Annotated in this window: 6 protein-coding genes; 5 read left to right on the plus strand and 1 reads right to left on the minus strand. The window is 65.5% G+C overall.

Annotated features, from left to right (window positions below):
- Positions 1 to 68 precede the first annotated feature (68 nt).
- Positions 69 to 1,103 (minus strand): DUF3644 domain-containing protein, encoded by a 1,035-nt coding sequence (locus KXC42_RS11375; RefSeq protein WP_081005261.1) that lies wholly within the window; start codon positions 1,101 to 1,103, stop codon positions 69 to 71.
- A gap of 1,173 nt (positions 1,104 to 2,276) precedes the next feature.
- Here KXC42_RS11375 and KXC42_RS11380 point away from each other — a divergent pair.
- The 5 genes from KXC42_RS11380 to KXC42_RS11400 are packed head-to-tail and all read left to right on the plus strand — an operon-like array spanning position 2,277 to position 15,795.
- Positions 2,277 to 5,984: a DUF6079 family protein gene (locus tag KXC42_RS11380; protein WP_219130349.1), complete on the plus strand. Its 3,708-nt coding sequence runs from the start codon at positions 2,277 to 2,279 to the stop codon at positions 5,982 to 5,984.
- Positions 5,981 to 8,638, plus strand: coding sequence for a BREX-2 system phosphatase PglZ (gene pglZ / locus KXC42_RS11385; protein ID WP_219130350.1), 2,658 nt, complete (start codon positions 5,981 to 5,983; stop codon positions 8,636 to 8,638). The genes KXC42_RS11380 and pglZ overlap by 4 nt, the downstream gene beginning before the upstream one ends.
- Entirely contained in the window at positions 8,635 to 9,915 is a 1,281-nt protein-coding gene (brxD, locus tag KXC42_RS11390; protein ID WP_197483208.1) for a BREX system ATP-binding protein BrxD, read from the plus strand. Before pglZ ends, brxD begins: the two co-directional genes overlap by 4 nt.
- A gap of 22 nt (positions 9,916 to 9,937) precedes the next feature.
- Entirely contained in the window at positions 9,938 to 13,690 is a 3,753-nt protein-coding gene (locus KXC42_RS11395; RefSeq protein WP_219130351.1) for an AAA family ATPase, read from the plus strand.
- Positions 13,690 to 15,795, plus strand: coding sequence for a DEAD/DEAH box helicase (locus KXC42_RS11400; protein WP_219130352.1), 2,106 nt, complete (start codon positions 13,690 to 13,692; stop codon positions 15,793 to 15,795). The genes KXC42_RS11395 and KXC42_RS11400 overlap by 1 nt, the downstream gene beginning before the upstream one ends.
- The last annotated feature ends 55 nt before the right edge of the window (positions 15,796 to 15,850 follow it).

Genomic DNA, 15,850 nt, shown 5'->3' on the forward strand with positions numbered 1-15,850 from the left:
GCAGGCGTGAACACCGGCACCCAGCTTCCTATGCGTCCTCACCAATGCCCAACAGCGGCAGATGATGCCTAAACCTGACTGTCCGGTTTCCAACTCGCGACTGCGTCATACACGTCATTATCGGACAGCTTGCGTACAAGGTACTTCACCCATGCGGGCGTATAAACGTGCTTCCCTACCAGCTCATTCATGTAGCAAAATTGCGACTTCGTCTTGTAAGGGTCTTCGCCGTTTGGAAGCCGAACCCCGAAGTATCGCCACGCCTGTGTGTGCATGTGCAGCGTGAAAGGTCTGTCAATCTGAGCGTCAACCTGCTCAACGACCTGTCCGGGTAGATACTCGTCCGCCCCACTGACAGGAACCTTTCTGTCTCGGATGACGGTCTGAACCCTTTCGACTACCGCGCGCTCGTCGTCGGTAAGCTCGTCGTACCGGACGAAGGTCATGGCAGCATCGGCTTCTGTCTTCGTTCCAGTATGGGGAATGAGGTAGACCTTGAAGTCGTACCGCTGGTCTTCGGCGATCCCCGCCTCAATGGCTGTATCGAAATCCTGAACCCACTCGACTACACCCCTCGGCACGCGCTCACGCACCTTCTTGATGGAGGCGACGGCGTCACCGGTGATCGACGAGAGAAACAGCGGAAACCGGAGCTCGTCGGCGAGACCTTCATCCTCACCGAATAATTCGACCACCGTCTGCTCGTAGTTCAGAAGGTACGCTTGTGTGCGGCCAGCGATGAGAGCTGCAATGTCGCGCTCGTATCGATGCTCGATTTGGTTTCGTAGCCCAGTAAAGAACTCCAGATTCGCCTTTCGCGGGTCGTTGGGGTCAAAGAACTCATTGCTAAGGTCACGCAGACTGCGATGTTTGAATCCGCCGTCATCATGCCGCACACGGTGCCCGCGATTGTTTCGGATGTAGATATCCTTGGCGGCTTGCTCGAAGTGTGCCTGGAGGAGCTTGAGCCATCCCATCGACATGTGCACGATGAACGCTTCTAGCTGTCGTTCTACGCCGGATCGGTTATAGAGGTCAACCGCCAAACGGACTTCATTCTTCGAGTCTTGGAGGACATGCCACCATCTCGGCTTTCGTGCCATGCGCGCGAGTATTTCACATGGTTCCGGCAATCAATCAAAACCTCTGCAGGAGGCACTCATCTCGGCGGCAGCGATAGGGTTCCGAGACGGGAGGAGTGATCCGGCGCGGTTATGGGGGGACCGCTAGTACGGCGGCGGATCAGTTCGCCAACAATGCCAAGCGGACGCACACCGCGAGATCGCAACGGCTTGTCGGGCCGGATACTGGCTTTACGACGGTGTGCAACGTGTGGGGCGTACGTGATCGATACAAGCTCGCTTTGGGTGGACGACCGGGTCGGGTCTTGCCTGCGGGCTCTCGTTGTTGTCGAGAGGTGAATGTATATGGACGCCCTGCAGGCGGCTGCGCCCAACCGATCGGAGACCCTACGGGTCCCTGTATTGCCTTCGGCCCCTTCCCCAACGCTGCCCGGTCACCATGCCCCGATAGACCATCTCGGCCAGCACTTCTGGCCCCACGTCGGAAGTGACGTGCGGCTTGTGCTGGACCCGGTCGTTCGTGTCGACCCTCACGATCGGGTGCTCCACCGCCAGAATGGAGACGAAGGATACTGGCGCCCAGTCGGTTTCACGCAGGGGAATGGCACCCCTGCGCGCAGCGTCGAAGCGCTGACGTCGGACCTCGGGAGATGAGCGACGAGTGCCCGACATGCCGCGGCTACCGGAACGGCCCGCGCACACGTCGCAGCGAAACACCTCGAGCCCCTCGACCGGAAAGGTCGAGAGGCTCGCTAGGTCAGGACGTCAGTGAGAACCCAGGCGGGGTGAGAATGAGGAGGTCGGCGTCGAATGCCGAACCATGAGAATTGCGCCCTGGGGGCGTGTGGATAGACTCCACCCTACGGTGCATGACAGTCCTATCTGTCGTGTGCCCAGACCCCGGTTCGGTGTTCCCGCACCAGCCGGGGTCGACCTGTATTTAGGCCGGTGCTGGGATGGTCCCACGTGTGGTGGGGAGCGTCAACCTCGAACGCATGTTCGTGTCGCGCGAACTGGGGAGCCGCCGGATCCGGGTCCGCCGCGCGCCCACTGTCGAGGATGTGGCGGCGTCACCGATCCGCCGCGCGCGTGGGTGGTGCCCGGTAACGTCGCCGTTCTTTGGCAGGATGAACTTCACAGCGATCTCCACCACGGCCGCTGTCTCGAGAATCATGAAGGAGGGGCGGAGTAAGCGTGAGCATTCTGCTGCGGGACGTCATCGACATTCCTGAACGGGTTGGCGCCGACGACTACGTGCTGCGCTTGACCGACAGCACCGACAACGACGCACACATCCGCGCCACCGTCGACTCCTACGTGCTCACCGACTCGCTCAAAGACAACTTCGCGGCCGCGATCTCTCTCATCTCCGACGCGATCACCAAGAACACCTCCCGCGGCGCCTACCTCGCCGGGGCGTTCGGCTCCGGTAAATCGCACTTCATGGCGCTGCTCTACGCCCTCCTCTGCAATCACCCAGCCCTGCGCACCGAACGATTCCGCGATCTCACCGACCGCTACGACGCCAACATCGCCGGCAAGAAGATCCTCAGCCTCACCTACCACTTCCTCGGCACCAAGTCGATGGAAGAAGCGATCTTCCGCGGCTACGTCGACCAGATCCGCCGCCTCCACCCCGAAGCGCCGCTGCCCGCTCTGCACGTGTCCGACACCCTCCTCGCCGACGCCGAGCACCTGCGCGAAAAGATGGGTGATGAGCGGTTCCTCTCCGGACTCGGCGGCGACAGCGCGGACGGCGACGACGCGTGGGGCGGACTGGTGTCCGACAGTTGGACCCTCGAGCGGTACCGGGCCGGACTCGTCGCCCCCGCGGAGAGCGAGGAGCGCAAGGAACTCGTCTCCGCACTGGTGCGCAACTACTTCACGTCGTTCCTCGAGCAAGCCGAATACGTCGACCTCGACCGCGGCCTGAGCGTCATCTCCGAGCACGCCAGAGAACTCGGCTACGACGCCGTGGTGCTATTCCTCGACGAACTGATCCTCTGGCTGATCTTCTACGTGCGCAACAACGAGATCTTCAGCCGCGAATCGCAGAAGATCACTAAACTCGTCGAAGGTTCCGGTAACCCACGCCCCATCCCGCTGGTCTCCTTCATCTCCCGGCAGATGGACCTGCGCAAGTGGCTGGCCGACGCGGGTGCCTCCGGCGCCGAGCAGGACGCCACCGACCGCGCCCTGCAATACCAGCAGGGCCGATTCCGCACCATCGAACTCGGCAACGACAACCTCGCCGAAGTCGCCAACATCCGTCTGCTGCAACCGAAGAACGCCGAGGCCAAGCAAACCCTCGACGATGCGTTCCGCTCCGTCACCCGCAGCCCCGACGTATGGGACGTGCTGCGCGATTCGATGAACACCACCGAGGAGCATCGCGGCGCCTCCGAACAGGAATTCCGGCTCACCTACCCGTTCTCCCCGGCGCTGGTGGCCACGCTGCGCGAACTCGCCTCGGTGATGCAACGCGACCGCACCGCGCTGAAGGTGATGCAGCGCATGCTCGTCGAACGCCGCGACACTCTCACCACCGCCGACCTCATCCCCGTCGGCGACGCCTTCGGTCCCATCGTCGACGGCGATGAACCCATCGACGGTGTCGCGTCCACCCTGTTCAAGGCGGCCGACTCCCTCTACCACGACAAGCTGCTGCCGCTGCTGCTCACCCGCCATCAGGTGACCCAGGAGCAGCTCGACACCGACCCCGATTCGGTGCCCGCCGGGTTCCGCGCCCACGACCGTATCGCCAAGACCCTGCTGCTGTCTGCGATCGCCCCGAAGGTCCCTGCGCTGCGCGACATCACCGCGTCCCGGCTCGCCGCGCTCAACCACGGCTCCATCAAGACCCGCATGAAGGGCGGCGAAGCCCGCGTCGTCCTCGGCGTGGTGCGCGAATGGTCCAAAGACGTCCCCGAGATCACCGTCTCCGAGGGCACCAACCCGATCATCCGGGTGCAGCTGTCCAACGTCGACTACAACTCCGTCCTCGAACGCATCCGCGGCGAAGACAACACCGGCAAGCGCAAGGTGCTCATCCGCACCCTCGTCCACCAGGCGCTCGGTGTCGACACCAAACAGGACGACCTCGCCGGCGGCGCCACCCGCACCGTCATCTGGCGCGGTTCCCGCCGCGAAGTGGATGTGGTGTTCGGCAACGTCCGCGACGCCTCGTCGGTGCCCGAACAGAACTTCGACAACCGGCCCGGCACGTGGCGGCTCGTCGTCGACTACCCCTTCGACGAGGGAGAGTTCTCCGCGGCCGACGACATCGCCCGCATCGACCGACTCCTCGCGGGCGGCGACCGGCACACCATCGTGTGGCTGCCGAAGTTCTTCTCCGACGAAGCCAGACAAGACCTCGCGCTGCTCGTCAAGCTCGACTGGCTGTTCGGCGGCACCGGAGACCGCTGGCAGGAGAACACCGATCACCTGTCGCCCGCCGACCGGGCGCAGGCCCGAGGCATCCTCGAAAACCTCTACCGGGGAACGCTCAACGCCTTCCAACGACTCCTCGAGCAGGCTTACGGTATCGAAGCGCCCGACCCGAAATACTTCGTCGACGACCCCGGCCACACCGAGATCCTCGTCTCGCTCAGCAAGGACTTCAGCCCGAAACTGCCCACTGCGCTGAACCTGCGGGACGCCTTCGACAAGGTCGTCGACCAGGCATTCGGGGCGCTATACCCGAATCATCCGCAGTACCCGAGCCCGGATGACGAGGTCACCACTCGCCACTACGAGATCGTGCGTGGTTTCGTCGAGGAGGCGGTCGCGGATCGTCAGGGTCGGGTACCTACCGCCGGCGCCGAACGCAAGGTTGCGCAGCGCATCGCCGCGCCGCTGAAGGTGGGCAAGGCCACCGAAGACCACTTCCTGTTCGGGGAAGACACCTTCGCCTACTGGGCCGGTGAACTCGACCGCGCGGCCGCCGAAGCGGACCGCGTCACCGTCGGCGCACTCCAACATCGCATCGACGCCGTCAGCCCCGCATGGGGTCTGCGTCCCGAAGCCCGCGACCTGATCGTCGCTGCATGGGCGTTGCTGCGGAAACGCGCCTGGTTCGAGGCGGGCGCGCCCGTTCCGGCACCGCCCCTCGGCCGGATGCGAGAAAGCATCGAACTGCGCGCCGAGGAACTACCCGAGCAGGCAGCATGGGACGCCGCCCGTACCACCGCCACTTACCTGCTCGGCTACACCATCCCGCGTACCTTCCTCACCGGCGCGAACGTCGCCGACTTCGCACAACAGGTGCGAGCCAGGGCGGGGGAGAAGACCTCAGACCTGCGGCAGCTCGTCGACCGGCTCGCCGACGCCCACCGCGCCCTGAAGCTGGACGTCACCGACACCGACCGCATCAGTGTCGCGCGGTCGCTCGTCGCTTACCTCGACGCACTCGCCGCTACCGGCGGCAACGTCGCGCTCATCGACCTGCTCGCCACCACGCCTGTGCCGGGCTCCGCGGAATCCGCCGGGCGGATGCGGACCGAAGCCGCGCATGACGCCGCAGCACTGCGGGGCTTCCAGTGGAGACTGATCGGAGCATTGCTTGCCGGTGCCGAAACCGGCGGTGAGCGCGGAGAATCTGCGCGGGTGATCGTGAAGAAGCTCGAGGAGCTGATCACCACCCCCGGCGTCTCCCTGGCCGACGAACTCAACCGCACCGAGACCCGCGTGGTCGAGTGGGTGGTGAGCGAACGCGTCGACGACGATCCCGTTGACGACGCTGGCGACGAAGTCGACGACGACACCTCTGATGACGAGGTCGTTACGGACCCCGACGAGGTGACCCTCGACGACATCGCCGACATCGAGTCCGTCACCAAACGACTGCGCGCCGCCCATAAGAAGCACGGCAGACGCCTGCATGTGAGCTGGTGGGTGGAGTGAACACCCTCGCCGTCACCCGCCCGATCATCACCGCCAAGCTCGCGAAGGCCGTCGAAAAGCGTTACAAGGGCGGTGTTCTCGGGATACGCGCCGCGCCCGCTTGGGACGGCGGCACCTTTCACCACGACGGAACACCGGTGACTGTCGTGCCGTGCCCGTCCACCCTGGCGGTGTGGGAAGCCCTCGAATCCCGCGCCGACGATCAGTGGCTCGTCATCCTCACCCCCGTGGACGACAAGGACCTCGGTGACGGGGTGCTGGCCCACCTCATCGACGGCCGGCTCCTCAGCCCCGACCCGTGGGACGCGCTGCGCTCGACATTCGCCGCCACCACCATCGAACCCGCCCTCTACCGCGTACCCAACGACCGGGCATTGGCGCTCGGATTGCTCGCGGCGATCCCCACCGCCGCGATCACCCCCGCGCCGGGTGGTGTGCTCACCCGCACGCACGTGATGTCCACCCTCGCGCGCGGTGTTCTCGCGATCACCGACGATCCCGCCACCGAGATCGACACCCTGGCGATCCTCGAATGGAGCCGTCGTTCCGACCTGACCGACAACCTCGCTCGCCTCCGCGTAGACGGTGGCCCGGAGGTGATGAAGGCCGTCGCGGAGTGGCTCGCCGAACGAGCGGGAAGACTCGGCAAGCCTGTGGCGGCGCTGCTGCAATCCCAGCGGATCACCGAGTTGGTGCCACTCGGACTTCTCGCCGGGCTGGTCGCCGACCCCGCCAGCACCCTCGAGCGGGGACTGTTCCTCGGCGAGTACGGGCTCCGTCGCCTCGACATCGAGGACCTCGAAGCCTGGCACGACGACACCGCCGGGCTCGTCGTCGGCACTCTCGTCGAACGGGAACGGCGGGCGGTCCTCGAATCCGCAGCCGTGCACGTGCGTGAGTTGAACATCGAACATCTCGCCGCGCGGTCCGAACTTCTTCCCCAGGGACTCACCGCTCGCCTCGACGAGCTGGCGACGGCCATCGAGGTATCCCTGCCCGCCGACGCTTCCCACGGACCGAAGCAGGGCGGCATCGACGGCGTTGAACTGGCATGGCAGCAGGTCCTGCAGCACATGTCGGCGCGCACCTCCACGTCCTGCCGAGCTGCCGAAGCGGCCGTGCGGTTACTACGGTGGCTCACCGTCGACACCCCCACCGCAGGTGGGCTCGACACGCTCACCCGCCGGTACATCGATGTCGACGGCTGGGTTGACGCCGCCCTCGTGACCGCGCACCGTGGTTCGGATCATCGGCCTCTCGCTGAAGCGATTACCCAGGTCATCGCTTTGGTTATCGCGCGCCGTCGCGACTGCGATCGTCGGTTTGCAGCCGCCCTCGCCGACACGCCGCACCCCACCGGCGTACTCGTCGAGCAGTTGCTGCCCACCGTGGTGCTGCCCCTGTCCAAGTCGACACCCACGCTGCTGATCGTGGTCGACGCGCTGTCGGTCGCGGCCGCAACGGAACTTGCCGCGGCCGCCGCAGAAACCGGCTGGATGGAGGCAGGTGTCCTCGGCTCCTCCCGGCGAACGGGCGCACTTGCCGTCCTGCCCACCCTCACGCAACGGAGCCGCTGTTCACTGTTGTCCGGCGACCTGCGGGAAGGAAACGACGCCGCCGAACGCACCGGATTCCTCGAGCTCCTGCGGGGCGCGAAGTTGGAAGCGGCACCGGGGCGCATCGACCCGATCTTCCACAAGAAGGCACTCGACACCGTGCCCGCCGGCGCGGATCTGGCCACCGACGTCGCCAATGCCATCGCCGACACCACCGGCCGCCCGCTGGTGGCTACGGTGCTGAACTTCGTCGACGACACCCTCCACCACACCGACCCCGGTGGAACCGACTGGGGCATCGACACCGTCACCCACCTGCGCCCACTGCTGCAGGCCGCCCAGCGAGCAGGTCGCGCGGTGATCATCACCTCCGACCACGGGCACATCATCGAGCGCCGCACCTCCGTCAAACGCAACCGCGTCACCGTGTACGGGCAGCGCGCACACGGTGACCTCGACCGAGTGGAGGACGGCGAAATCGTGGTGCGGGGGCCGCGGGTGCTCACCGACAGCGGCGCGGTCGTGCTCGCGGTCGACGACACCATCCGTTACGGACCCGTCAACGCCGGCTACCACGGCGGAGCCAGCCCTGCGGAGGTCGTGGTGCCGGTGCTCGCCCTGCACACCGGAGTGCGTCCCGACCCGCTCACCGCACTCGGCCCTGTCGAGCCACACTGGTGGCACAGCCCCGTCCAGGTCGATGCCCCCCAGGTGCGCCCCGCGCCGGCAGCGAAGCAGGCGGCACCCACCCTCTTCGACAGCGAAGAACCCCTCGTTGCCGACGCCGGTGGGGATGCGGCCGATCAGGTGCTCGCCACCACGGTCTTTGCCGATCAGATCCGGCTGGCGGGCCGGATCGTGGTGCGTCCCGACCAGATCCGCGCGCTGCTGGCGGCACTGCTTGCGGCACCCGCGCGGGAACTGACCACCGCCCATGCCGCGGCTCTCCTCGGACTGGCCCCGAGCCGAGTCGGAGGCGCGTTGCTGCAGATCAAGCGGGTTCTGGACGTCGAAGGCTACGAGGTATTGCTGCTCGACAGTGGTGTCGTCGGACTCGACGAAGCAGCGTTGCGCGAACAGTTCGGGATCGCATCGTGAGCGCGGCGGTGTCGCCGCGGCGGCGACGGGAAATCCTCGACGCGCTGCGCCGCGGCACCGTCCCCGCGAACGGTCTCGACCAGCTCGCCGTCGGACTCGGTCGGTTCGAATCCGAACTCGACGCCGAGCTCGAGGTGGTCGCCGGCGGGGGAGCGATGTTCAAGGCCGTGCGCGGCGACTACGGCTCCGGCAAGACGTTCTTCGCCCGCTGGCTCGCCGATCGCGCCACCAAACGCGGTTTCGCCGTCGCGGAAGTGCAGATCAACGAGATCGACACGCCACTGCACAAGCTCGAAACCGTGTACCGGCGCAGCATCGAATCCCTGCGCACTGCCTCGATTCCGCCGTCCGCGCTGCGTCCGATCCTCGATGCGTGGCTGTTCACCATCGAAGACGACGCCACCCAGCAGGGTGTGAGCGTCGACGATCTCCTCGAACGTCGCCTCGCGGACGTCGCCGCGCGAGCACCGGTGTTTCCCATGGCGATTCGGGCCTACCGCCGGATGGTGGCAGAAGGGGACAACGACGGCGCCGACGGGCTGGTCGCCTGGCTCGGCGGCCAACCGCATGTCGCAGCATCGGTCAAGCGCCGCGCCGGCATCAAAGGCGACCTCGACCATTTCCTCGCGCTCGGCTTCCTCCGCGGCCTGCTCGCAGTGTTGGCCGACGCCGGCAACGCCGGTCTGCTCCTAGTGCTCGACGAGGTGGAAACGCTGCAGCGGGTGCGCTCGGACGCCCGCGCGAAAGCGCTCAATGCGCTGCGTCAGTTGATCGACGAGATCCACGATGGACACTTTCCGGGTCTGTACCTGCTGATCACCGGCACACCGGCGTTCTTCGAAGGTCGGCAAGGCATCCAGCTGCTCCCGCCTCTGGCGGATCGGCTGCACACCGACTTCTCCCGGGATCCGCGCTTCGACAATCCGCGCGCCCCACAGTTGCGCCTGACAGGCTTCGACCTCGACCGACTCGTCGAGCTCGGTGGTCGTGTGCGCGAGTTATTCTGCTCCGGCATCGACGCGGGGGAGCGGGTGCGGTCGACCGCGGACGACGAGTTCCTTCGCCGGTTTGCTGGTGCGGTCGCGGGGAGTCTCGGTGGTCGTGTCGGGATTGCGCCCAGGCTGTTCCTGCGCAAACTCGTCGACGTGCTCGACGTGATCGAACTGCACCCGGAATTCGACCCGTACACCGATTACGAGATCAAGATCGGGGCATCCGAGTTGTCGGAGGCCGAACGTGAGGTCGTATCGGCGGACGATATCGACCTGCAGTTGTAGAGGGGGAATGATGGGGAATGTTGTGCAGCACCTGTCCGTCCGCGTGCCGTGGCACGATTCCGGATGGAACGGGGCCGTTTGTAGCGATCCGGCACGCAACACCAGTTGCGTCCTACTCAACAACATCGGCGAGAACCGCAACGACAAGCTCGAACAGTCCGCTGCCGGTCTGCCGTTCCACGAGGTCGTCGGAACCCTTCCGCCCTGTGTCGAAGAGCGCGTCACCTTCCTGAGTCCCCACACCGTGCACATCCCCAAGAAGCACCCCTACGGATGGACCACAGCGCTCGCGGGTGTCTCCGAAGCGGCGCTGACGTTGCCTGCCTGGTCGGTGCACGCGACTCCCTACTACTGGATGGCGCGGGTCAATACCGGCGGACTGCTTGCCGAGGAGCGCATCGACGGCTACAGCGACGAATCCGAACAACAGGCATTCGAAGCGATCGGGTTCAAGAACCCGGACAGGATGACCTGGGTTCTGCACGGCGACAACCAGAAGGCACTCATCGAGACATTCTTCCGTCATGTCACTCCGAATCAGTCGCTGGTCTTCTTCTATTTGCGGCACTCACCGTTCGAAGACACCGGGCGTCTCTTGGTCGGCGCTGCTCTCGTCGATGACGTGCGGTTACCCGACCGGTGGCCCACTACCGGGCCCACCGCATTCCCGAACCACATGTGGGAGACAACCCTTCGCCATACCCTGCGTCCTGACGGATCCGGTGGCATTCTCCTGCCGATGCAGGAACTCGCGCATCTGTCCGCGCAGGGCGTGGATGTTTCCGTTGCGCTGGCTCCGGCCCCGGAGACCGATCGCGAGTTCTCGTATGTCACCGAGCACGTCTCGCCGGACAGCGCCGTCGCGGCGCTGATGACGCTGCGCACGGCAGCGGAGGCTGCACGTGAACTCGGTTGTGCGGTACCCGCTACGTCGTTCGATTGGCTCGACGCCCAGATGAACGCAGCATGGCACCGCCGGGGAGTCGCACCCGGCCTGCCCGCAGTTCTCGGACGCCTCGGGTTCGAGCATCCCACCTACAGTGCGAGGCTGATCGCAGCGGCCACGCCGGACGGTGAGGACCCGTGGACGACGTTGTGTGCGGGTCTCGACGGCAAGCGCCTACAGGGGGCGGTGAACGCACTGTTCACCGACACCCGCCGCAAGATCTGGCGGAAGACTGAGCAACTCGATCGCGACGCGCTTCGGTTGCTGGTCCGCTTCGACCTGACGCACGACCAGGTCGCAGCGGTACTCGACAAGCAGACGTCCGTAGAGCTCACACGGGACGAGTTGCTCGAGAATCCCTACTATCTGGTCACATGCAGCCTGGACGACGATCAGCCCATCGATTTCGACACCGTCGACCGGGGCTGTTTCGGATCACCGGAACTTCTGTCCCGGCATCCTCTTCCTGTCACCGACGTGCTTGATGACCCTATCGACGGACGTCGCGTGGAGGCTTTGCTCGCGTCGGAACTTGCTACCGCCGCCGCGGAGGGGGACACCGTGGTGTCGCTGCCCGACATGCTCGATCGAATCGAGCGACGCGCGCTCGTTCGGCCCCTACCGCTGACCCGCCAGGTGCTCGAGGGCCACGATCTCGAACCCGAGAATTTCGATGACGATCCCAACGAAGTCTGGCCGGTGATCGCCGGAACGCGCCTTGCAGACGGCAGCGCCGCCTACAAGTTGCGCACCCTCGTGTTGGTGCGCGAGACGATCCGAGAAATGTCCGACATGCTGCGCGCCCAGCCACGCCACGTGGTGCCGAGCGGTCTCGACACGGCACTCGACGCCATGCTGGGCCCATTGGACAAGCACGACCCGGGCGATATCGAACTCGAACGACGTGCCCGAACCGAGAAGACGGCGGCCCTACGGGAGATGTACGCCGAGCGCTTTACCGTACTCAATGGGCCCGCCGGCACAGGCAAAACGACGCTCGTCAAGGCCCTGATCCATCATCCGACGGTTGCAAACCGAGGCGTGCTGCTCGTTGCACCCACCGGCAAAGCCCGCGTGCAACTAGCGAAGAAGGCCGACCACGATGCTGTCACCGTGGCTCAGTTCCTCGCCCGCACCGATAGGTATGACGGGAACACCGGACGGTACCGCGTGACGGGTGATCCGGGTAACCGCGCTAAGTACGGCCTGGTCGTGGTGGATGAGGCGTCGATGCTCACCGAGACGATGCTTGCGGCGCTGATGGATGCTCTCGTGCCGCCGGACCGTCTTATCCTGGTGGGCGATCCGCGTCAGCTTCCTCCGATCGGTGAAGGAAGACCATTCGTCGATCTCGAACGCGCGGCGCGTGGCGGACACGACGGACGCTGGCCGGCGGTCGCGCCTGGATGGGCGGAGTTGACTGTGCTGCGCCGCCAGCAGGGGCACGTTCGCGACGATCTGATGTTGGCCAAGTGGTTCGCCGGTGACGAAATTCCGGAGGGTTTCGACGACGTCTGGGAACGAATCCGCCGCGGTGACAAGATGCCATCTCTACGTGCGGTCGCGTGGGAGGGGCGGTCCCCGGAGCAGGTGATCGATGATGTCCTCGCCGACGAGCTCGGTGTGCGCACGGACGATGACGGCCGTTCGTTTGCAGCGTCGTACGGGGCTACTGTCGAGCCGTATGTGAACTACTTCGATGCTGCCGCCCACATCGAGAGTTGGCAGATTCTCTCGCCGTTCCGAAACTACACCTACGGCACTGTCCGGCTGAACCGGCATTTGAAGGAGACGCACCGCGGCTTCGAACTCCACAAGGCGCAAATGTGGGGAAAGAGTCGAAGCGTACCCGAGCCGCTTGGACCGGAACGAATCGTGTTGGGCGACAAGGTTGTCAACACTCGCAACAGGTCGCGGGCGTGGTTCTGGTCCAAGACCGAGGGCGAATCGAAGGGGTATCTCGCGAACGGCGAGATCGGCGTCGTCATCGGGCAGATCAAGACCAAAGCAATGAAGAATCCGCCGTGGAAGACACAGGTTGAGTACTCCAGTCAGCTCGGCCGGCGATTCACTACGACGATGGGCTCCTCCGAGACGGACGCACCGGTCGAACTTGCATGGGCGCTCACCGTTCACAAGGCGCAGGGCTCCGAGTTCGGTCTGGTTGTGGTAATGCTCCCCGCGGGGGCTCGTCGAGTATCCCGCGAGTTGCTGTATACGGCGTTGACCCGCCAGACCGACCGGGTGGTGCTCTGCCATGAGGGACCAATCGACGAACTTCTCGACTTGACCCGCGCAAGCGGTTCCGACACCGGCCGTCGGATGACGGACCTCACCCTTCCACCCGACCCGGTGAGCGTGCGCACCTCGAGCGGACCTGATCTGGGCCGATTGGACGCAGGTCTCGTGCACGTCAGTAAGACCGGTGTCCTGGTGCGCAGCAAGAACGAACTGATCATCGCCGGAATCCTCGAAGACATCGCGCCGGGATCATGGGTATATGAGCAACCCCTCGTAGGCGGCGACGGTCGCACTCGCGTCCCGGACTTCACCATCACGACCGCCGACGGCCGCACCGTGTACTGGGAGCACTTGGGCATGCTCGACAACCCCGCGTACGCGGCTGCTTGGGAAAAGAAGCGGGCGTGGTACGCAGCGCAGGGGATTTCCGAAGCGGGTGGTTCCAACGGTGTCCTGTTCACCACAGACGACCGTGATGGGGTGGACGAGCCCCGCTGGCGCGACCAAGCGGAGAGGGTCATCGGCAAGGCGCGGGTGGGCGCTCCGCGACGCGCGACCAAGCGTGTGGTGCCGAAGAAGAAGACCTGATGCCGACCGAGTCGTTCGAGCTCCTCCATCCAGGTGTCCAATACCACCTCGCGAACACCCTGCGTTGGAACGGCCTTCGCCCGACCCAGGCAGCAGCAGTCGAACCTATCCTTGCCGGTGACGACGCACTCGTACTCGCCCCCACCGCAGGTGGCAAGACCGAAGCCGCAGCTTTTCCGTTGCTCTCGGCGATGGCCGAACACGATTGGCAGGGCACCTCGGTGCTGTACGTGTGCCCGCTGCGGGCGCTGCTCAACAACCTCCAACCACGTCTTCACAGCTACGCCCAGTGGCTGGGGCGCACTGCCGCCGTGTGGCACGGGGACGTCGGTCAGTCCGCGCGCCAGAGGATCGTGCGCGAACGCCCCGACATTCTGCTCACCACACCGGAATCCCTCGAGGCGATGCTGGTGTCCACCAAGGTCGACCCGCGCGTGCTGTTCGCCGGATTACGGGCCGTCGTCGTCGACGAGGTGCACGCGTTCGCCGGCGACGACCGGGGCTGGCACCTCCTCGCCGTGCTCGAACGACTCGCACGTATCGCCGCCCGCCCGCTGCAGCGCATCGGCCTGTCCGCAACGGTCGGCAACCCCGACGAACTGCTGCAGTGGTTGCAGGGAGGGACACCCGGCCGTCCTCGCCGAGTCGTCGACCCCGCGGTGGGCGCTGCGGCTTCCTCACCCGAGATCACCGTCGACTACGTCGGGTCCATCGACAATGCCGCCAGAGTCATCGCCGCCCTGCATCAGGGTGAAAAGCGCTTGGTGTTCGTCGACTCGAGGCGCCGCGCCGAAGAACTCGGCGCGGCCCTGCGGGAACGGGGGACCACGACCTTCCTGTCGCACTCGTCGCTCTCAGCGGCCGAACGGCGTCGATCCGAAGCGGCCTTCGCCGATGCTCGGGACACGGTGATCGTCGCGACCTCCACCCTCGAATTAGGTATCGACGTCGGTGACCTCGACCGCGTCATCCAGATCGGTTCACCTCGTACCGTCGCGTCGTTCCTGCAACGTCTCGGCCGCACAGGACGCCGCCCGGGTACTGTCCGCAACTGTTTGTTCCTTGGCATCGACGACGGGCAGGTGCTGCTCACCTTGGGCATGCTCGAATGCTGGTCGCGCGGCTGGGTTGAGCCGATCGTTGCGCCACCGTCCCCTCGGCACATCGCCGCCCAGCAGATGTTGGCGCTGTGCCTGCAGGAACGCCGGCTCGGGGCGAAAAGTTGGCGGGACTGGTGGGGGTCCCTGCCCATCTTCGACGAGCACGCCGACGAGATCATGGCGTTTCTCTGCTCGGAGGGGTTCTTCGAGCGGGACGAGAGCTTCCTGCACATCGGTCCCGAGGCTGAGCGCCGGTTCGGACGTCGGTACTTTTCCGACCTGACCGCCGTCTTCAGCGCGCCGCCCGAGTTCACGGTGCTGGCCGGCCGCAATGAGGTCGGCACCGTGGGTACCGACCTGCTCGTCGAAAAGGTCGACGGACCCCGCGTGTTGTTGCTCGGTGGTCGCTCATGGCTGGTGACCCACGTCGATTGGCAACGACGACGGTGCTTCGTCGAACCTGTAGACGGCGGCGGCAAGGCGAAGTGGTCCGGCACCGGTAGCGGAGTGAGTTTCGACGTCACGCAGGGGATGCGTGCAGTGCTCCTCGGCGTCACGCCTACAGGCGTGACCCTCACCCGACGCGCAGACCAGGTGCTCGCGGAACTGCGTCAGGGTTACGCGGACACCATCGACGCGGAAGCGTCTGTGCTGATGATGCCGTCGGAAGGGTCCGGCCGCTGGTGGACCTGGGCAGGAACGGCCGCGAACCGCACGCTACAGGCGTCCCTTCCGACACTGGTGGATCCCCGCCAGCGAGTCGATGAGAAGTCGCTGCGATTGCTCCCGGGTATCACGCCGGCCGACGTGCGCGCGGCCCTGACCGATCCTGTGTGGACGGTCCCGCATGTCGCGCCGAATGCTGTGGCCGGATTGAAGTTCTCTGCAGCACTTCCACCCGGGCTGGCAGAGAAGACCCTCGCGGTGCGACTCGGGGACGAGCCGCATGCCCGAGACATCGTCGCGAGGCATCGGCGGATCCATCGAACGGATAGCGGCGAATAGATAAGCAGAAGCAGGGCTATGGCCACAGCCGAAGTAACGAGCCGCTGACCGATCT

The sequence above is a fragment of the Rhodococcus sp. LW-XY12 genome, assembly GCF_019317345.1.
GTDB classification, from domain to species: Bacteria; Actinomycetota; Actinomycetes; order Mycobacteriales; family Mycobacteriaceae; genus Rhodococcus; species Rhodococcus pyridinivorans.